This is a genomic window from Thalassolituus sp. ST750PaO-4 (assembly GCF_020320405.1).
GTDB classification, from domain to species: Bacteria; Pseudomonadota; Gammaproteobacteria; order Pseudomonadales; family Oceanobacteraceae; genus Venatoribacter; species Venatoribacter alkanivorans.
The window spans coordinates 457164-477162 of the sequence record NZ_JABVCB010000007.1 but is presented as its reverse complement, the minus strand read 5'-3'; the positions used below and the strand labels follow the sequence as shown (position 1 = coordinate 477162).

General features: G+C 53.4%; 16 protein-coding genes. 8 read left to right on the top strand and 8 right to left on the bottom strand.

Translation table 11 applies throughout. The annotated features are described in order from the left end of the window. On the top strand, positions 1 to 2082 hold a 2082-nt coding region (locus HUF18_RS07960), incomplete at its 5' end, for an Ig-like domain-containing protein (RefSeq protein WP_225691772.1). A gap of 108 nt (positions 2083 to 2190) precedes the next feature. Continuing rightward, on the top strand, positions 2191 to 4674 hold the full coding sequence (locus tag HUF18_RS07955; protein WP_225691771.1) for a hybrid sensor histidine kinase/response regulator: 2484 nt from the start codon (positions 2191 to 2193) through the stop codon (positions 4672 to 4674). On the opposite strand, the gene HUF18_RS07950 is transcribed toward HUF18_RS07955, so the two are convergent. Then, on the bottom strand, positions 4675 to 5436 hold the full coding sequence (locus tag HUF18_RS07950) for a sulfite exporter TauE/SafE family protein (RefSeq protein WP_225691770.1): 762 nt from the start codon (positions 5434 to 5436) through the stop codon (positions 4675 to 4677). It abuts the gene before it with no gap. Positions 5437 to 5459: 23 nt separating this feature from the next. On the opposite strand from HUF18_RS07950, the gene HUF18_RS07945 reads away from it, so the two are divergent. Further along, positions 5460 to 5699, top strand: a complete 240-nt coding sequence (locus HUF18_RS07945) for a glutaredoxin family protein (protein WP_225691769.1) — start codon at positions 5460 to 5462, stop codon at positions 5697 to 5699. Between the two features lie 74 nt (positions 5700 to 5773). Here HUF18_RS07945 and HUF18_RS07940 read toward each other — a convergent pair whose 3' ends face one another. Further along, positions 5774 to 6403 carry a riboflavin synthase subunit alpha gene (locus HUF18_RS07940; RefSeq protein ID WP_225691768.1) on the bottom strand — a complete coding sequence of 210 codons (630 nt, stop codon included), beginning with the start codon at positions 6401 to 6403 and terminating at the stop codon, positions 5774 to 5776. A gap of 228 nt (positions 6404 to 6631) precedes the next feature. Here HUF18_RS07940 and HUF18_RS07935 point away from each other — a divergent pair, with 228 nt between their 5' ends. From HUF18_RS07935 to HUF18_RS07920, 4 genes are all read left to right on the top strand, one after another. Next, a complete protein-coding gene (locus HUF18_RS07935) occupies positions 6632 to 7780 on the top strand; it encodes a patatin-like phospholipase family protein (protein ID WP_225691767.1) in 1149 nt (382 codons plus the stop codon). A gap of 2 nt (positions 7781 to 7782) precedes the next feature. Then, the gene (gene cobB, locus HUF18_RS07930; RefSeq protein WP_225691766.1) at positions 7783 to 8484 is read left to right on the top strand and encodes a Sir2 family NAD+-dependent deacetylase; all 702 of its coding nucleotides are present in this window, start codon (positions 7783 to 7785) and stop codon (positions 8482 to 8484) included. A gap of 250 nt (positions 8485 to 8734) precedes the next feature. Beyond that, complete coding sequence (locus HUF18_RS07925; RefSeq protein ID WP_225691765.1) at positions 8735 to 9838, top strand: efflux RND transporter periplasmic adaptor subunit; 1104 nt, start codon at positions 8735 to 8737, stop codon at positions 9836 to 9838. Positions 9839 to 9840: 2 nt separating this feature from the next. After that, positions 9841 to 12909 carry an efflux RND transporter permease subunit gene (locus tag HUF18_RS07920; protein ID WP_225691764.1) on the top strand — a complete coding sequence of 1023 codons (3069 nt, stop codon included), beginning with the start codon at positions 9841 to 9843 and terminating at the stop codon, positions 12907 to 12909. Between the two features lie 73 nt (positions 12910 to 12982). Here the strand turns inward: HUF18_RS07920 and HUF18_RS07915 are convergent, their stop codons facing one another. From HUF18_RS07915 to rlmKL, 3 genes are all read right to left on the bottom strand, one after another. After that, a complete protein-coding gene (locus HUF18_RS07915; RefSeq protein WP_225691763.1) occupies positions 12983 to 13288 on the bottom strand; it encodes a TfoX/Sxy family protein in 306 nt (101 codons plus the stop codon). A 98-nt stretch (positions 13289 to 13386) separates the two neighbouring features. Continuing rightward, positions 13387 to 14565 (bottom strand): ammonium transporter, encoded by a 1179-nt coding sequence (locus HUF18_RS07910; RefSeq protein ID WP_145469538.1) that lies wholly within the window; start codon positions 14563 to 14565, stop codon positions 13387 to 13389. Positions 14566 to 14876: 311 nt separating this feature from the next. After that, a complete protein-coding gene (gene rlmKL / locus HUF18_RS07905; protein ID WP_225691762.1) occupies positions 14877 to 17024 on the bottom strand; it encodes a bifunctional 23S rRNA (guanine(2069)-N(7))-methyltransferase RlmK/23S rRNA (guanine(2445)-N(2))-methyltransferase RlmL in 2148 nt (715 codons plus the stop codon). 169 nt (positions 17025 to 17193) lie between these two features. Between rlmKL and rmf the strand changes: the two genes are divergently transcribed. Next, the gene (gene rmf, locus HUF18_RS07900; protein ID WP_145469485.1) at positions 17194 to 17388 is read left to right on the top strand and encodes a ribosome modulation factor; all 195 of its coding nucleotides are present in this window, start codon (positions 17194 to 17196) and stop codon (positions 17386 to 17388) included. A gap of 109 nt (positions 17389 to 17497) precedes the next feature. On the opposite strand, the gene HUF18_RS07895 is transcribed toward rmf, so the two are convergent. From HUF18_RS07895 to HUF18_RS07885, 3 genes are all read right to left on the bottom strand, one after another. Beyond that, positions 17498 to 18529 (bottom strand): quinone-dependent dihydroorotate dehydrogenase, encoded by a 1032-nt coding sequence (locus HUF18_RS07895; protein WP_225691761.1) that lies wholly within the window; start codon positions 18527 to 18529, stop codon positions 17498 to 17500. A 106-nt stretch (positions 18530 to 18635) separates the two neighbouring features. Beyond that, entirely contained in the window at positions 18636 to 18860 is a 225-nt protein-coding gene (locus HUF18_RS07890) for a DUF2835 domain-containing protein (protein ID WP_145469483.1), read from the bottom strand. After that, on the bottom strand, positions 18860 to 19915 hold the full coding sequence (locus tag HUF18_RS07885; RefSeq protein ID WP_225691760.1) for a hypothetical protein: 1056 nt from the start codon (positions 19913 to 19915) through the stop codon (positions 18860 to 18862). Before HUF18_RS07885 ends, HUF18_RS07890 begins: the two co-directional genes overlap by 1 nt. Between the last annotated feature and the right edge of the window lie 84 nt (positions 19916 to 19999).

Below are 19999 nucleotides of genomic sequence, written 5' to 3'. Positions count from 1 at the left end.
TTTAATGTCACCGTAGATCCGGTCAATGATGCGCCGGTCATAGACACAATTGCAGCCCAAACCCTGAACGAAGATGCCACGCTGGATGTTGCCCTGAGTGCCACAGATATCGACAGCGGCTCGTTAACCTACAGCATTACCTCCGCTACCACCGAACTGGGCGCCAGCATCAGCGGCACCACCTTAACCATTGCTCCGCAAGCCGACTACAACGGTGCCGGCAATATCACGGTACAGGTATCTGATGGCACGCTTACTGACAGCACCAGTGTTAACGTCACCGTAGATCCGGTTAACGATGCCCCGGTGTTTACCTCTACGGACAACGTTAATGTCGCCAATGATGACATTCTGACCATCACACTGACCGCCACCGATATTGATACCGCTGCGGGCTCTCTGACTTTCGATCTGGTGAGTTTTGACAGCAGCAAGATCGACGGCAGTCTGAACGGCAGCACGCTGACACTGACGCCGGTTGCAGATACCAGCGGTGTCACCATGGTTGAAGTCGCTGTCAGTGATGGTGATATCACAACATCGCAGAGCATCAGCGTAAATGTGCTGTCAGCCAGCAATCAGGCGCCGGTGTTTAATCCTCCGGCGGCGCTGACCCTGCTGCAGGAAACCAGCGCCGATATCACTCTCAGCGCTACCGATGCCGATAACAACAGTCTGACTTACAGCATCCTCAGCAGCGGCGCTGGCGTCTCAGCCAGCATCAGTGCTGACCAGCTCAGTATCAGTGCCGATAGCGGCTTTACCGGTACCGCCAGTCTCAGTCTCAGTGTCAGCGACGGCCTGCTGACCGACAGCGCAATCCTGGCGATTACCGTATTACCGAAGTTCGAACTGCAGCAGAATGAAACCATACTGGGTAATGGTGACACTCTCAGCGCCGGGCTGAATTCAATCGGCCTTGCCCTCAGTGGCGGTGACGGCCAGCTGACAACCTCTGTGTTCTTCAATGGCAGCCAGCAGGACAACCTGCTCAGCTACGATAGCAGCACTCAGCGTTATTCTCTGGCCATGCCAACCAGTGGCGCCTTCGCTGGCACCTATACCCTGACCGTCAGCGACGGCAACGGCTTCAGCGCAACCTATTACATTGAACGTCCACTGCGGGTCATCACCAATGTAACGCCGACACTGGCCCTGTCGGCCAGCCAGACAGTTACCGTCGAAGGTGCTCCTGCCGCTACCCTGCTGTCTCTGTCCAGCAGTTCAGCAGAAGTTGCTTTCAGCGATGCCAACGGCACGACCCTGAACACCATCAGCGCAACCGATGATGCCGCAAACTTCAATGCCGCCACGGCGGTACTGACCTTTAATGCGGTCAGTAGCAGCAGCCAGCCTGTAATCACCGCGTCTGGCAGCAATCTGCCGGATGGCGAATTGGAACTGGCACTGCAGCCCGGCAGAACGGTACTGATCAGCGTCAGCGATCAGAGTATGCAAGCCATCAGTACCGCGGTTGCTGCTATTGCCGACAGCCGTTTTGAACTTTGGGGGCTGCCGTCTTCAGCCAGCGCAGACAACAATGGCAACATCAGCCTGCAATTGCCTCAGGAGAGCCTGCAGCTGAACATCAGTGCAGATGGTTATCTGAGTGCCGGGCTGAATCTGGACAGCGGACAAACCACTGCAACCGCGACGCTGACGGCACTGCAGTCGCCCTTCAGCCTTAACGGCATCGTTCAGGCCAGCGGTTTCGATTTCAGTACTGAATTGCCGCAGCTGACTCTGCTGTTTGATGATGACAGTCAGGAAGTACTTTCACTGAACAGCATCAGCAGCACCTCTGTCAGCTACAACTGGTTGGGTGACCTGAGTATAAAAACACCGCTGCAATTACAAATCCGGCATAGCAATATTGATCAGATAGCGACTACTATTAATACAACATTCAGCAGCCAGACCATCAATGTGACACTGGTTGCCAGTGCCCCACAGCCTGTAACGGAAGTGATTGTTGTCAGTTCCGGTGGTCCATCGGGCGGTGGTGCGCTCTGGTATTTATTATTGCTATACCCAATAATTGCCACGTTCAGGAACCGGTTTACACGGGCAGGTACCCTCTGATTGAGCCTGTCCCCGGAAAAAATAATCGACCGCACAGCGGTTGCAGATAGCAAGGATGCTTACGCAGGCTGTCTGTAATCAGGGAAGCGGCATAAAAAAGATTATCATATGCTGCGTACTGCTGTTCTTACTGTATTACTGGCAAGTCTCTCGGCACTGTTCTCGGTGGCTTTGCCGGTTGCTGCCGAAAACACAGCAGACTCCCCTGCCGAGGTACTGTATTTAACCGATGACACCAGCCAGATAAACAGCGCCGGTGCTCTGTATTATCTCGAAGATCCGCTGGCTCAGTTATCCCTGCCCTATATTCTTGAGCAGAATATCCCGTTCCGTCTTTACCCCAAAGCCGCCTTTAATGAAGGCTTCACGGAATCTGCTTACTGGCTGAAGCTGAATATTGATGCCAGCCGGAGTGTAAAAACACGCTGGTTGCTGGAAATTAATTACCCTCTTCTGGATGTGGTTAATGCCGTCACCCATCGTGCAGGTGGCGCTCAGCTCAGTCATTACGAGCTGGGGGACCTGAATATTTTTTCACAGCGACCGGTATCGCACCGCAATTTTGTTATTCCCCTCGATTTCAGCACGGATAAACAACAGACGGTTTATCTCAACGTGCAGACCACCAGCTCCATGCAGGTACCGATCAGCCTCTGGGAAATTACCCACTTTGTTGAAAAGCGCAGTAACGAGCAATATGGGCTGGGACTTTATTACGGCATGATGCTGGTGATGTTCCTCTACAATTTCTTTTTGTGGCTGAGCATCCGTGACAGTAATTACCTGCTGTATATTGGCTATATTGCCTCATTTTCTGCCTTGCAGCTGGCAACCAGTGGCCTCGGTTATCAATTTATCTGGCCACAGTGGATATGGCTTGAGCAAATGGCCGTTCCCTTAACCATCGGTCTTGTCGGTGTTTTTGGCAGTGCCTTCACCCGTGCTTTCCTGCAGACCAGAATCCACGATCGCGTGGCCGATATTGCATTGCGTATTTGCCTGATCTTGTCAGCTCTTATCTGCCTGAGTTCACTGGTCTTTGATATCGCGACCGTTATGAGCAGCGGCAAATTTGTAGTGGTCATTTTTCTGGTCACCGTTTTCTATTCTTCTGTAATGTCGCTACTCAAAGGACAGCATCAGGCCCGTTATTTCCTGATTGCCTGGGTATCGCTGATTGTCGGTGGCATGATCACCATTTCCATGATGCTGGGGTATTTACCCAATAATTTATGGACCACTCATGCCAGTAAAATCGGCAGTGCTCTGGAAATCGTTTTACTGTCCTTTGCCCTTGCTGACCGTATCAAAATTCTGGAACGGGCCAAAAATCATGCTGAGGCTGTGGTCAAAAAAGAACTTGAAGAACGGGCCGTGCGGCTGGCTGAATCCAATCGCCTGAAAAATGATTTCCTTGCGACAATCAGCCATGAGTTCCGTACACCACTTAACGGCATACTGGGATCGCTGGAACTTGCGGCCGACGAACATGGCAAGCCTCTGCTCAGTTCTCTGCAGGACGCACGCAGCAGCGCCAGAGATATGCTGGATCTGGTCGATAACGTTCTGACCTATACCGAGCTGCAGGCCGGTAACCGTATTCTGTCACCGGAAACCATTGAACTGGCGCCGATGATCCGCACCGCCGCCGACTATGTCCGTCAGCAATGTCAGGATAAGCATCTGACCTTTGAGCTGGTGCTGCAGCCGGGGCTGCCTAATCATATCCGTGCCGATATTAAGTGCATCCGTCATGCACTTAAGGCGCTGCTGGAAAATGCCGTTAAATTTACTCAGGAAGGTCAGATCCGTGTTGAAGTCGGCGTCAGCCAACACGATCAAAACACCAGCCTCGATGTCCATATCAGTGACACCGGTATCGGTATGACCGAAGCCGAGCTGAGCCGCGTACAGGACTATTTCTGTCAGGGAGATGCTTCCGATCAGCGTCGTTTTCAGGGACTGGGCATTGGCCTGTCACTGGTACGAGCCGTTTGTCATTGCATGAAAGGCAGTCTGAATATCAACAGTGCAAAACACCGTGGCACTCAGGTTCACCTGCACCTGCCGGTACAGGCGCTGGGCAGCAGTGAAGTCCGTCTGGTTAAAAACCGGGTAGAAGCCGTTGATACAACGCCTATCGAGAATATCCGCGGCCGTGCTCTGGTTGTTGAAGACAACACCATCAATCAGCGCGTTCTGAATTCAATGTTAAGCCGTCTGCAACTGAAAGTGGATGTTGCTGATAACGGTGAAAAGGCACTGGAGCTGCTGAAAGCCGAGCGTTCCTATCGTTACGATCTGATCTTTATGGATTGCCAGATGCCGGTCATGGATGGTTTTGAAGCAACCCGGATTCTGCGCGCCAGCCACCTCAGCGAGCGCCATTCTCCGGTTATCGCGGTCACAGCCAACGCCATGTCCGGCGATCAGCAACGCTGCCTTGATGCCGGAATGAACGATTACCTGAGTAAGCCCATCAGTCTTGATCAGATCCGTCTGGTTGTGCAGAAATGGTTACCCGCCGATGCTGGCCGGGATGAAACAACAGGGCTGAACACCACAACCAAAGCACAGAAACCCGGCTGCTGATCAGAGCGGGCCAAGCAACAGCTTCAGCCCCACAATCAGGGTGACCAGTTCATAAAGGCGTTTAATGGTCAGGTTACCCGCCTGAATCGACGTATGAGCCCCCAGATATCCGCCCACCAGTGAGCCGGCGACCAGTGCCGGTATCCAGCTCCACTGCACCTCGGCCATGGCACTCATAGTCAGAGCCCCGCTGCCGTTCCAGCCTAACCCGACCGCAACCAGTGTCTGCGCCACCGCGGTTTTGTAATCCAGTCCAAACCAGTACACCAGCCACAGGGTGACAAACAAACCACTGCCGGCCGATAACGCCCCATTGGCAAAACCGATCAGTAACAGCACCAGTGCACCAACCGCAAAACCGGCCTTACTGCGGTTACGCCCGTCTTTATGCAAACCCAGCTGCGGCTTAAACCAGGAGTACAGCGCCAGTGACAGAGTCAGTAAGCCCAGGGCAATCTCAGCCTGACGTGCCGGCACGTCCAGAATAAACAAGGTACCAGCAATCACGCCGGGCACACCAGCCACGACGATCAGCAGCAAAATCCGGCGATCGAGATGATGCTCACGCAAATGACGGGCGGTCGCACCAACGCCCAGCGCAACCGTCGCCACTTTGTGCGTTGCCAGCGCCAGCGGGAATGGCAGCCCCATAAAAATCAGTATTGGCAGCTGAATCAGTCCGGCACCACCACCGGCCAGCGCGGAAAACCAATTCGCTACAATTGCGATCAGAAAAAGTGCGGTTTGTTCGATATAATCCATGCAGAGTTCATCTGGGGAAACTTATGAAATACGCTTTGTACTACTACGACGCCTGTCCATTCTGCCAACGTGTGCTGCGTGCACTGCCCGGCGTAAAGGTCGAGGTCGAAAAACGCAATGTGCTGACCAATCAGGAATTCCGTAAACAACAATATGCGGCAACCGGCCGGACCACCGTGCCCTGCCTGCTGATTTCTGATAACGGCAAAGATACCTGGATGTTCGAATCGGCCGATATTATCCGCTTTTTACAAAGCCGCTGAGTCCACCTCAGCGATCAGCCAAGCCGGCCGCTGACGATAACGACGCGGCCGGTTATTGTCACAGAACCACTCCCTTAACGGGACAACAGAGCACTCATCTGTGGATCAGCCAACAGGCGACGTACGGTTTCCACCACCGCCTGAGTCTGGGCGTCCACCTCCACATTAATGCGGTCACCCACCTGTACCATGCCGAAGGTTGTTACATCACGGGTTTCAGGAATCAGGTGCACACAAAAACGATCGTCTGTTACTTCAGCAATGGTCAGGCTGCAGCCATTCAGCGCGACATAACCTTTATCCAGCAGGAAAGGCGAAAGATGCGCCGGGCGCTCCATCCATACCACCCGGTTATTGGCGGAATCATCAACTGCCAGCACGGTTACCTGATCCATGATATGGCCGGATAGCACGTGGCCACCGATCTCGTCACCAAAGCGCGCTGCCCGCTCAATATTCACCACACTGCCCGGCTGCAGATCCCCCAGGTTGGTGACCTTAAGTGTCTGCCCAATAGCATCAAAACTGACCCGCCCCTGCTCCAGGGTACGCACGGTCAGACAGGTACCATTGATGGCAACGGATGCACCAATTTGCAGCCCGGTCATAAGTTTTTCCGGGAATTCAAAAGTGAATGTGGCAAAATCTTCTTTGCGCTCCAGTCCCGCCACAGGCAATCTGGTTTGCACAATACCGGTGAACATCAGTCTCTCCAGCCAACTCAGAAAAACGCATTATGCACTATACTCGCTGCAGAAGAAGGCATGAAATCACGGAGAGAGCCGGTGATAACACTGCACGGCGGAAAGTCGCACGTCAGAGGCCGGTTTACCGGTGACTCTCGTCGGCAAAGCGTTTTCCGAAAGCTACGCACCAGAAAAACCGGCGCAGACAAATAATTCAGAGACCCCCAGAGACAGCAGGACACGGATTTGGACGTTAAAAAAACAGGATTAATTCTCTCCGGCGGCGGCGCCCGGGCGGCTTATCAGGTGGGCGTGTTAAAAGCGATTCACAAAATTCTGCCTAAAGGTCATTACAACCCCTTCGATATTATTTCCGGTACTTCCGCTGGCGCGATTAATGGCGTCGCCCTGGCAAGCTATGCCGAAAATTATCGCATGGGAATCAAACACCTTGAGCGTATCTGGATGCATTTCAGCTGCGACCAGATCTACCGCACCGACTTCTGGGGAGTATCGGCCTCACTTGCCCGCCTAACCCGCAGCCTGCTGATTGGCCGGGGCTATAAAAACGATACCGTCTCTCTGCTTAATAACCAGCCTCTGCGTGAACTGCTGAACGAAGTCGTGAAGTTCGACAATATTCAGGGGGCTATCGACAGCGGTGCATTGCACGCCATTGCCGTCAACTGCTCGGGCCTGGAAAGCGGCGAGTCCGTGAGTTTTTTTCAGGGCCACTACAGCATCAATAACTGGCAGCGTCAGCGCCGTGTTGGCATCCGCAGCCGCATCACCCTGGATCACCTGATGGCCTCTTCGGCCATTCCGATGATTTTCCCGTCGGTCAAAATTCACCGCGAATATTTTGCCGATGGCGCCGTACGTCAGCTGGCGCCACTCAGCCCGGCGCTGCATCTGGGGGCAGAAAAAATCATGGTGATCGGTGTCAGCGGTATCGCTCACAAACGCAAAGAGCGCCCACAAAGCAGTTCTTATCCATCGCCGGCCAAAATTATGGGGCATATGCTCAATGCCGCCTTCCTTGACAGTATGGAAACCGATGTTGAACGCTTACGTCGCATTAACCGTACCGTCGAAAAAATTCCGGAATCGGTACGGAAAAAGGAAGGCATGGAGCTGAAGGCCATCGAGCTTCTGGAGATTAATCCCAGCCAATCGATTGATGAGATTGCCGGCCAGCACGCAAACGAAATACCACGCGCATTAAAACTTGCCCTTGGCGGCAGTGGTAATGCCAGCCAGAACGGCTCCGGTATTCTCAGTTATCTGCTGTTTTCCCGTGGTTTCTGTAAGAGCCTGATTGACCTTGGCTTTCAGGATGCCTGTGCACGGGAAGACGAAATCCGTGCGTTTTTTGCCGACCACTTCCACGACTGACCATGAAGACATCCGAATTCCAGCGCATCGTTGTTCTGACCGGTGCCGGCATCTCCGCCGAGTCCGGTATCCGCACCTTCCGTGATGCTGACGGACTGTGGGAAAACCACCGTCTGGAGGACGTTGCCACACCCGAAGCCTTTGCCCGCAATCCACAGCTGGTGCAGCGTTTTTATAACGACCGCCGGCGTCAGCTGAGCGAGGTTCAGCCAAACCCTGCTCATCTGGCTCTGGCCGACTTCGAACAGCGCTTTACTGGCGAATTTCTGCTGGTTACTCAAAATGTTGACGATCTGCATGAGCGGGCCGGCAGCCGTAACCTGCGGCATATGCACGGCGAACTGAACAAAGCCCGCTGTCTGCTGAGCGGCAGGATCATCGAACATAAAGGCGATATCAGTGCCGATATTCTCTGTCCCTGCTGCCAGCGGCCTACTCTGCGACCGCATATTGTGTGGTTTGGTGAAATGCCACTGTATATGGATGAGATCTGCGCCACGCTGGAGCAGTGTGACCTGTTTCTGAGTATCGGAACCTCAGGCCATGTTTATCCGGCAGCCGGATTTGTCGACATCGCCCGCCGGGCCGGTGCCCACACCGTAGAGATCAATCTGGAGCCTTCGAATACCGAAGATGCCTTTGCCGAGCACCTGTACGGCCAGGCCGGCCGGACACTCCCCTCTTTCCTGCAGCGGCTGCTGTAGTATCTGCCGGCAATTAATCCTCTTTTTAAAACAAAGAGACCTAAAGGCGCTTATATTTATTGGTAAATAATGAAGATTGTCCTGAATTCAGGATTATCGGTTGCAGATTTCATATCTGCTGACAAAACACAAACTAGCCTAAAATCCTCCCCAAGACTGGCCAAACCGTAATGAAAGGCCATGCTTATCAATAAGATATCCCGGCATTCATTCCGCCCGGCTCCCGCCAGCCCGCTAACAGGAATTGCGCATGATCCATGTATCCCGCCCTTTGTGGCTGCTGCCCGCTGCAGCATTAACACTACTGCTTACCAGTGGCTGCTCTGAGCAACAGGCCAGTGCAACCGCTACCGTGGTTCATCCGGCTAAAGTTTTCCAGATCAGCCCGGCCAGCCAGACAATGCTGCGACGCTTTCCGGCTCAGGTACAGGCCGCCGAACGTGCTGCACTGGCATTCCGGGTCAGTGGTGAACTGCTGACACTGCCGGCTCAGGCCGGTAAAGAAGTGCGTCAGGGAGACGTATTAGCGCGCCTTGACCCGGCCGATTACCAGCTGCGTGTTGATGACCGTAAAGCCCGCTATGAGCTGGCGGAGTCACAGTTTCAGCGGGTGAAAGACCTGTTTGAATTGGGGCAGATTTCCCAGTCACAGTTTGATCAGGCCAAAGCCGAACTGGATATCAGTAAAGCGGCGCTGGCCAGCGCCCGCACAGACCTGTCTTACACCACCTTAAAGGCACCGTTTTCCGGCGTTATTGCTGAAGTCTATGCCGATAATCATCAGCCGGTGGCCGCCGGTAAAACCCTGGTTATGCTGCAAGCCAAGGATCAGCTTGAAGTTCGCTTACAGATTCCGGAAAACCTGATGGCGCATATCGCCAAAAAAGAAAACACCAACTATCAGCCGGATGTTGAGTTTGAGGCCCTGCCAGGCAAGCGTTTCCGCGCCAGCTATAAAGAGCATACGGCTCAGGCTGATCCGGCGACCGGCAGCTTTACCATCACGCTGACCCTGCCCCGTCCGCCTTCGCTGAATTTACTGCCAGGGATGAGTGCCAGCGTGCATGTGGATCTGAGCCAGGTACTGAGCCAGAGCAGCCAGAACCTGATTGTCCCACCCCAGGCAGTCTTTCAGGGCGAACAGCAGGCCGATGGCAGTTCGCAGGCGATGGTGTGGATAGTAACCGCTGATATGACCCTGCAAACACGCGCTGTAAAAATCGGCCAGCTGTCAACCGCAGGGCTGGAAATCACTCAGGGATTACAGCCAGGCGATACCATTCTCGCCGCTGGTGTTCATCAGGCCCATGAAGGGATGCGTATCCGCCCCTGGATTCAGGAACGGGGTCTTTAAGCATGAGTCAGCCACAGAACTCGGCCACCTACTTTATTAAGCACAGCACGACCAGCTGGATGATGCTGGCCATTTTGCTCGTCGGCGGAGCCATCAGCTATTTAGGGCTGGGCCGTCTTGAAGATCCGCAGTTCACCATTAAAGAAGCCATGGTGATTACCTACTACCCCGGCGCCAGCGCGCTACAGGTGGAGGAAGAAGTTACCGCACCACTGGAAAGCGCCATTCAGGCACTGCCCTATATCAAGCATGTTGATTCTATTTCCAAAGCTGGTTTTTCCCAGGTTCATCTGGTGATTAAACCCACCTATAAATCCCATCAGCTGGCGCAGATCTGGGATGAATTACGCCGTAAAGTGCATGATAAAACCCCGTCCCTGCCACCCGGTGCCAATGCTCCGATTGTGATGGATGATTTTGGCGATGTGTACGGTGTGTTGCTGGCATTGTCGGGTAACGATTACAGCTACGAAGAACTGAATGATTATGCCGATTATCTCAAGCGTGAATTATCGACGCTTAATGGCATCGCCAAGGTCACCATATCCGGCACTCAGCAGGAACAGGTATTTATTGATATTTCCCGTGAGCGCATGACCAACCTCGGCATTCCGCTGTCGCGTCTGTATCAGCTATTACAGACGCAGAATACCGTACAGGATGCCGGCCATATCCGTATCGGCGACGAATATATCCGCATTCATCCAACCGGAGAATTCCGCTCCGTTCAGGAACTCGGCGACTTGCTGGTCAGCCAGGCAGGCTCCGATAAACTGATTTATTTACGCGACATTGCCAATATTTCTGAAGGTATTGCCGAAGTTCCTGACCACCTTACAAATTACAACCGTATGCCATCGCTGCGTATTGGTATCGCGTTTAACAGCGGTGTTAACGTTGTTGCTGTCGGAGAACAATTACGGCAGAAAATGGCAGCACTGGATGCCAACCGTCCATTAGGAATTGAACTGCACACACTGTATGACCAACCAGCCGAAGTGGATGCTTCGTCCACCGGCTTCGTACTTAACCTGCTGGCCTCCATCCTGATTGTGATTGTTGTATTGCTGCTGTTTATGGGCATGCGCGCCGGTATTATCATCGGCATTATTCTGTTGCTGACCATTCTGGGTACCTTTATTGCCATGAAGGTCATGGATATTCAGCTGCACCGGATTTCGCTGGGGGCGTTAATTATTGCTCTCGGTATGCTGGTCGATAATGCACTGGTCGTTACCGAAGGCATTATGGTGGGTATTAAAAAAGGCCTGTCACGAACCCGCGCCGCTTACGACATTGTGCAGCAAACCCAGTGGCCACTATTAGGTGCCACTGTAATTGCCGTTACCGCCTTTGCACCTATCGGTTTATCACCGGATTCAACCGGTGAGTTTGTTGGTTCATTATTTTATGTGCTGCTGATTTCCCTGTTGTTCAGCTGGATTACCGCCATTACCCTGACGCCTTTTCTCTGTCATCTGCTGTTTAATAAAGAAGAGCATCCGGATGCGGAAAGCGATCCTTACCACGGTTTTCTGTACGATATTTATCGTACAACCCTGAGCCTGATGTTAGCGCGCCGCGGAGCGACGATGGGCGTGATGCTGGCTGCCATGTTTATTGCGATCTACGGCTACAGTTTTGTAAAACAAAGCTTCTTTCCGCCATCCAACACACCGATGTTCCTGATTGATATCTGGCTGCCCGAAGGCTCCGATATCCGCGCAACACAACAGCAGGCTCTGGCACTGGAAAATTATTTTCAGCAAAAAGAAGAAGTGGAATTTACCTCCTCCACGGTCGGTCAGGGTGAACTGCGTTTTATGCTGACCTACGCACCGGAGCGGCAGTACCGTGCCTATGCTCAGGTTATGGTACGTACTGCCGAGCGGGAACAGATTCCGGCATTAATTGACGATGCCCGTCGCTGGACACAAAAAGAAATGCCGGATGCCTTTGTGAAATTCAAACGCCTGCAAATTGGCCCTGGCAGTGCGGCTAAAATTGAGGCCCGTTTTGCCGGGCCAGACCAGGAACAGCTGCGTATTCTGGCCGAGCAGGCCAAACAGATTATGCGTGCAGACCCTGACACCGATAATATCCGTCACGACTGGCGCGAACGCGAGAAAGTGATTCGCCCGGTATTTAATGAAGAAAATGCCCGCCGCGCCGGTATTTCCAAACAGGATATGGACGATCTGCTGCAGCTCAGTTTTTCCGGGAAAAGTATTGGTATGTACCGTGAAGGCACCACCTTAAAGCCCATTATTATGCGCCCACCTGCGTATGAACGGCTTGATATCGATGGCCTCACCGACCTGCAGATCTGGAGTCCGGTATTCAGCCGTTATATTCCGATCGGTCAGGTGGTTGAGCACTTTGATGTGGTGTTTGAAGATCCGATCATTGCCCGCCGAGATCGCAAGCGTACCATCCGTGTCTTTGCCGATCCGGATCTGGACGCTGACATCACCGCCGATGGTTTATTTAAGCGCCTGAAGCCACAGATCGAAGCCATCCCCCTGCCACCCGACTACGAGCTGAGCTGGGGTGGCGAATATGAATCGTCCAGCGAAGCTAAGCAAAGTCTGTTTGCCTCACTGCCGCTGGGCTATCTGCTGATGTTTATTATTACCGTGCTGCTGTTTAACGAAATGCGCAGTGCGCTGGTAATCTGGGCCTGTGTTCCACTGGCGATTATTGGCGTCAGCGCCGGCATGCTGTTACTGGGCGCTGAATTCGGCTTTATGGCGCTGCTCGGTTTTCTCAGCTTGTCGGGCATGATTATTAAAAACGGAATTGTGCTGGTTGATCAGATCCGGCTCGAACTGAGCGAAGGCCGGGAACCATACGATGCGGTTTTTCATGCCTCGGTCAGCCGTCTGCGGCCGGTAACCATGGCAGCACTGACCACCATCCTTGGCATGTTACCGCTGTTGTTTGATCCGTTCTTCAGCGCTATGGCCGTGGTTATCAGCTTTGGCCTTGGTTTTGCCACTGTACTGACGCTGGGTGTAGTACCGGTGTTGTACGCCATGAGTCATGGCATTAAGGCTCCCGTTAAAAGCTGATGAATCAACCGACATAAAAAAACCTCCGTATGGAGGTTTTTTTATGGGTACTACACCGTGAGATACGATGGAATCACTCACTGTCAGCCTGAAACATACGCTCCATTTCAGAGATTCCTTCTAATTCCATCAATAACTGTTCCCGCTCACTCTGAGCAACCGCCAGCCAGCTGCGGTTACTCAGGCCACCGACGAGAGCATAAAGAAAATTCAGACTGGGCTTGGCCCGCCCCTCAGCGGCAGCCAACTGCTGTAAGCGGTAAAAAGCCATCACCGCGCCACAGCTACGTAATTGCTCAACATCGGTGATACCAACCAGTGCCAGTGACTGCTCACTTTTTTCACCCAGGCCGGGTAAATCCCTGATGCGTTCTGCCATATCAACCTCTCTGACTCCGGAGTCTGCCGGTATTTAAACAAAAAAGCCGCAGATTTCCCTGCGGCTTTTTTGTTGTGAGAAGCAATGAAAAGAAGTGATCAGTCTTCGCTGGTCGATACAATTTTGTGGATCGACAGGTCAGCACCATTAAACTCTTCTTCTTCATCCAGACGGATGCCGGAGATGGCTTTAACAATACCGTAGACCACAAAACCGCCAATCATTGCCACCAGAATACCGGCAACCGTTCCCAGCAGCTGTGACATAAAGCTTACGCCACCCAGACCACCAAGCGCTTCTGCACCGAAAATACCGGCGGCAATACCGCCCCAGGCACCGCACAGACCATGCAGTGGCCATACACCCAATACGTCATCGAATTTAGGGAATTTATTCTGCGCCAGGGTGAATACGAAGACGAACAACGCACCGGCAACACCACCAACAATCAATGCACCAATCGGATGCATCAGGTCAGAACCGGCACACACCGCCACCAGACCCGCCAGCGGACCGTTGTGAATAAAGCCCGGGTCTTTTTTGCCGACAATCATGGCAACCACAGTACCGCCAACCATCGCCATCAGGCTGTTAACCGCTACCAGACCGGAAATTCCATCCAGAGTCTGGGCAGACATCACGTTAAAGCCGAACCAGCCCACAGCCAGAATCCACGCACCCAGGGCCAGGAACGGAATATTGGACGGTGCAAAAGCCACCACACGGCCATCACGGTAGCGGCCACGACGGGAACCCAGCAACACAACCGCGGCAAAGGCTATCCAGCCACCGACGGCGTGAACCACCACGGAGCCGGCAAAGTCGTGAAACGGAGCACCAAAGCTGTTTTCCAGCCAGCCCTGGAAGCCGTAGTTACCGTTCCAGATCATGCCTTCAAAGAACGGATATACGAAAGCTACCGTCAGGGCAGAAGCAATCAGAATCGGGTAGAACTTTGCACGTTCGGCAATACCACCGGACACAATGGCCGGAATCGCCGCAGCAAAGGTCAGCAGGAAGAAGAACTTCACCAGGTCGTAACCATTATTCGCTACCAGTTCGCTGGCGCCGCTGAAGAAGTTCGCCCCATAGGCAATCTGATAACCGATGAAAAAGTACGCCAGTGTCGACACACCAAAGTCGGTGATGATTTTTACCAGAGCATTGACCTGGTTTTTATGGCGCACGGTACCGACTTCCAGAAAGGCGAAGCCGGCGTGCATTGCCAGTACCATAATGGCACCGAGCAGAATAAACATGGTGTTGGCGCTTTGCATCAAAGTCTCAACGGCGCTGTTGATGCTGTTAACGTCAATAGTTTCCACGTTGTGTCCTCACTTTAATTCGCTGGGTTCTTGCTGATAAAAACGGCTCACTCAGATCAGTTGATCAACAACCGGAGTTGTGATGCTTCATGAGAGTGCCGGCTGGAAAAATGGACACCAGAGTGGTGCGCAACAATCCAATAAGTCAGGGTTTTAGCAGGTTCCGTACCAACTTTGTCAGGATTGCCTGACAAAGCCGGAACAAAGTGTGAGGATTGCGCACGCATTCAGCACTCACGCGCCCTGAATGCGTGCATACAACGTCAGGCAGGATATGTTATGTGGAAACAATGGTGAATATTCGGACGACGCCCGTAATCAAACGGCACCGATTTTGCGCTCACATCTTTTATTGTGAACTCTTTTAGTGCATCCATATCCAGATCAAAGCGTCGCAGGTTATTGGAGAAAATCAGCAGTCCACCCGGATTCAGACAGCGCATGGCCTGTTCAACCAACATCACATGATCGCGCTGAATATCCAGCACCCCTTCCATCCGCTTGGAATTAGAAAACGTCGGCGGGTCCATAAAGATCAGGTCATAGCGCTCATTACAATCACGCAGCCACTGTATACAGTCGGCCTGAATAAATTCGTGCTGTTCCGGTTTGATACCATTCAGCAGGAAGTTCTCTTTGCCCCAGTTAAGGTAGGTGCGTGACATATCAACGCTGGTGCAATGCGCTCCGGCCACCGCCGCGTGCACACTGGCCGTGGCGGTATAACAGAACAGATTCAGGAAGCGCTTGCCAGAAGCAAGCCCGGCAATCTGCAGGCGGGTCGGACGGTGATCGAGGAACAGACCGGTATCGAGGTAATCTTTCAGATTCACCAGCACCTGCACATTACCTTCACGTACAGGCATAAAACGCTGTTCGGTGTTCTGCTTTTCGTACTGGCGCTTGCCGGCCTGACGTTCACGGCGCTTGAGGACGATCTGCTGCGCCGGAATACCGGTCACCTCAGGCAGAACGGCCAGCACATCCAGCAGACGGCGTTCTGCTTTGGCTTCGTCGATGGACTTCGGCGGCACATATTCCTGCACATGCAGCCAGTCGCCATACAGATCAACCGCCACTGCGTATTCCGGCAGATCGGCATCGTACAGGCGATAACATTCAACATTTTCGCGCCTGGCCCACTTCTGCAGTGGTTTCATATTCTTTTTCAGACGGTTGGCAAAGGCTTCAACCGGACCACGGATCATACTGCCCTGTGGCTGTGCTGAGCGCTCGTCGGCAGCACCGAATACCAGCAGGCGGGTCGCTATCTGCCCGTTCATCAGGCGGTATTGCTTATCCAGCGGACGACGGATGCTCTTGGCCAGATCGGTATTACCGGTAAACACCGCCAGCTGCCATTGCGGCAGGCGCATGGTGGCATCGTGGAATTGCTGATACAGCGGCGCCAGCTGTGGCAACTCACTCAGGCGCTCACCATAAGGCGGGTTACAGACCACCAGACCGCCCTCTTCAATCACTTCGTTCTGCACCCGCAGCTGCTCAACCGCACGGCGTTCCAGGTGAATCTTACCGGCCAGCGGAGAGCGGCTCAGGTTCTGATGGGCGGCCGCCAGCTGATCGGCATCAATATCAAAACCGTAGAGGCGGCTGTGCATGGCGTTAAGCCCCGCGGTACGGCGCAGACGCGCCTGCTCAACCTCGGCCAGCCACAGTGACCGGGTATGGCCCAGCCAGCCTTCAAAGCCCCACTTCTGGCGGTTCAGACCCGGTGCGATGTCGGCGGCCATCATCCCCGCTTCAATCAGCAGGGTGCCGGAACCACACATTGGGTCAATAAGATGCTTACCTTCTGCCGCCAGTGCAGGCCAGCCGGCACGGATCAGAACCGCAGCCGCCAGGTTTTCTTTTAATGGCGCCTTACCAGGCTGCAGACGGTAACCACGACGGTGCAGACTGTCGCCACTGAAGTTGTAATACAGATTAAGTTTGCCTTTGCGCAGCTGCGCTTCAATACGGACATCGCCGTCTTTATCCACCGACGGGCGGGCGCCGGTGTCCTCACGGAAGCGGTCAACAATGGCGTCTTTGATCTTTTGCGCGCCAAACTGCGTATTGTTGAGGTAATCAGTACGGCCGTGAAAATCGATGCGGAAGGTCGCTCCCACCGCAAAAATGGCTGGCCATTCGACAGAACGGGCCGCTTCGTACATTTCGTCGACATTGTCTACCTGACTTTCATTCAAAGGCAGCAGCAGGCGGCTCGCCAGACGGCTCCATAAACAAAAGCGATAGGCCAGCGTCAGGTCGCCGCGCCAGATCACACCAAGGTGTGTTTCACGTTCAACTTCACCGCCCAAGTGCCTGATTTCATCCGCCAACAGGGATTCGATACCTTTCGGACAAGCCGCCAGCCAGGTCATGGTTGTTGCTGTTGTTTCATTTTGCATGATGAGAAAACCCGTTTCGTCAAATAGCCTGTGGCTGTAAGAATAGTGACGCTTAGAAGTAATAAATAATTAACATTCCTCACCAGCCTGAGGTACAACAGGGGTTCGGTCAGTGATTCAACCAGTTGTTCTGGCCGTCGAGCAAATAACTTTAGCGAGGAAGCTTTCTATGAAAAAACAGAAACGCGACATGCAGGAAAGAGCTTTTGCACGTGGTTATCGCGCTGGCGTTGAGCGCCGTTCAAAAGATCTTGCACCCATAGGACCACAACGAGACTCCTGGCTTGCAGGTTGGCGTTCCGGTCGTGCCGACCACTGGGATGGTTACACCGGCGTTTCTGGCATTCATAAAATGGCCGTATGACGTTCTCCAGGGCTTAATGCCCGTTGTGCACGCTTCCTCTTCAGGGAAGCAAAGCCCTGCTACAAGCAGGGCTTTTTTTTGCTTAAACGCCGTACCTGCCCGGGCAAACTCAGCCCTGTGTACGTAAATCGGCCAGTGCATCCACCGCTTCGCGGATCAGCTCCGGCCCACGATAAATAAAACCAGAGTAAATCTGCACCAGCGACGCACCGGCTTTGACCTTTTCTGCAGCACCTTCACCGTCGAGAATGCCGCCCACACCAATCACCGGCAGTTTACCGGCCAGCGCCTGACACAGGTGCTCAACGGTCTCGGTTGCCAGATCTTCCAGTGGCGCGCCACTCAGGCCACCGGCTTCATTACCGTAACGCAGACCCTGCACACCTTCACGCGACAGTGTGGTATTGGTGGCGATCACACCATCGATGCCGCTGTTAACAAAGGTTTCAGCCACCAGCGCCACGTCGTCTTCTTCCATATCCGGTGCAATTTTGACGAACACCGGCTTGTAACCGAATTCTTTGGCCAGCTCCAGCTGACGGGCTTTAATCGGCTCCAGCAGCTGTTTCAGCGAATCGCCGAACTGCAGGGTACGCAGCCCCGGAGTATTCGGCGAGGAAATATTCACGGTGATATAGGTCGCATGCTGATACACCTTATCGAGGCAGATCAGGTAGTCAGAAGTCGCGTCTTCGACGGCTGTATCGAAGTTTTTACCGATATTAATCCCCAGCACACCACGGTATTTTGCCGCTTTTACCCGCTCAACCAGATGATCAACGCCTTTGTTGTTGAAGCCCATACGGTTGATGATGGCCTGACGTTCAGGAATACGGAACAGGCGCGGCTTAGGATTACCCGGCTGCGGACGCGGAGTGACGGTACCGATTTCGATAAAACCAAAACCCAGACGGGCAAAAGCATCGATATAATCGCCGTTTTTATCCAGACCCGCGGCTAAACCGACCGGATTAGGGAATTCAATACCGGCAACGGTAGTTGGCAAAGATGCAACCTGAGGCGCCAGAAACTGCAAGAGTCCAAGGCGTTCGCTGGCCCCCATCATATCCAGTCCCAGTTCGTGGGAGGTTTCACCATTCAGACGAAACATCAGAGCGCGACTCAGAGCATACCAATCCATAACAGACCTCAGTTGACAAAGCGGGTGGCAAAACGGCCGGCATTATATGCCAGTCCGTCCGCGCTGTAGACGACTGAGCGCAAAAAAACGCGCTATACCGTGAAAGTCAGGCTCCCAGGCGCACAATACGCTGAAACTTGCCCTGATCATCGAATTCAATGGCAAAACGGCCATAGATACCTTCATGCTGCACAACCTGCTGCAGCACGCTGGCAGGAAAACGGACATTCCGTCCGTCCAGCGCCCGTGCCACGACCTGTTTTACCTGGCCGCGATAAAAGCGCTGATATTCCTGAGCGGAGATGGCCAGATCCAGTACGATGCGCTGCATTATGGCTCCTGTCGCTGATTATCGTGGAAAGAGTCTGCCAATGGCGGCTGTGGCTGCTGCCGCCAAAGATCAAGCTGCAGGCGTAATTCCCGGATACGCTCTACCACGCCCTGTGGCAGACGGACTTCCTGCATAAAGGCACGTTGCGCCAGAATCACTTCCGGCTGCAGATAATCAGGCAATACCTGCAAACCGGCATGGTTCAGCACCCGATCCTGCCAGCGGCCATATTTATTTTGCGGTAACGATTGCGGGGTACAAAGCGGCTGATAATGCAGTACCTGCTCAAGCATGCTGAGGTTACGGAAAGCGGAGCAATTAACGCTTTCATTCCAGGCTGTGTCGATATAACCGCTGAAATGAAATGTATCAACCAGTCTCCAGCGCTGCTGTTCACAGCGGATATAAGGCGTAACCTCACGCCCGGATAACGGGTCAGGATGCTGCGCCAGAATACGGTTCCAGAAACGCAGGCCATTCAGATTGGCCGCCAGATCAGCAAAGGAAAACACCCCCGTGGTCTGAGCGCCAAAGTACAGAGATTCTGACCACTCGCCAAACAGCATGCCCTCTTCAACCGAATCCTGCAGCCGGTCGGTAACTTCAAAATAGCTGTAGCCTTCGGTAAAAAAGTGGCCAAGTTTATCGCTGCCAATTTCCACATCGCCAACACGGATAACGGCGGCAACGCGTTCACTCAGCACCAGTGATGGGGATTGCTGCCAGATAAAATTACGGTATACCGAATCGCGGAAAGCTACACGGCGCCGGCTGATCTGCGGGTGTTCTTCGGCAAAAGTTTCAAGCTGGCCAATCACCGGCCGCGCCAGCTCCCAGCTCAGCGCGTCGTACAGACGCTCTTCTTCACAGACAGGATACTGCAACGCCGGACGGGAACGCAGCTGGGGTGGTTTGGTCACCGGCCGGTTGGCCATAGTTACGGCGAGTTGCAGGCGGCGGTTAACCTCAGCTTCAAGCAAGGGGGCTGCATCAGACAGCAGAACAGCAGAATGCCCGCTGAACTGGTCAACCTCAGCCGCCTGCAGAGGCAGCACTGAAAAAACGCTGCTAACAAAAAAAACAAAGCGCAGATAACGGACGCCTGACAACAGTTTCACCATAACCTGAAAATAACTGCA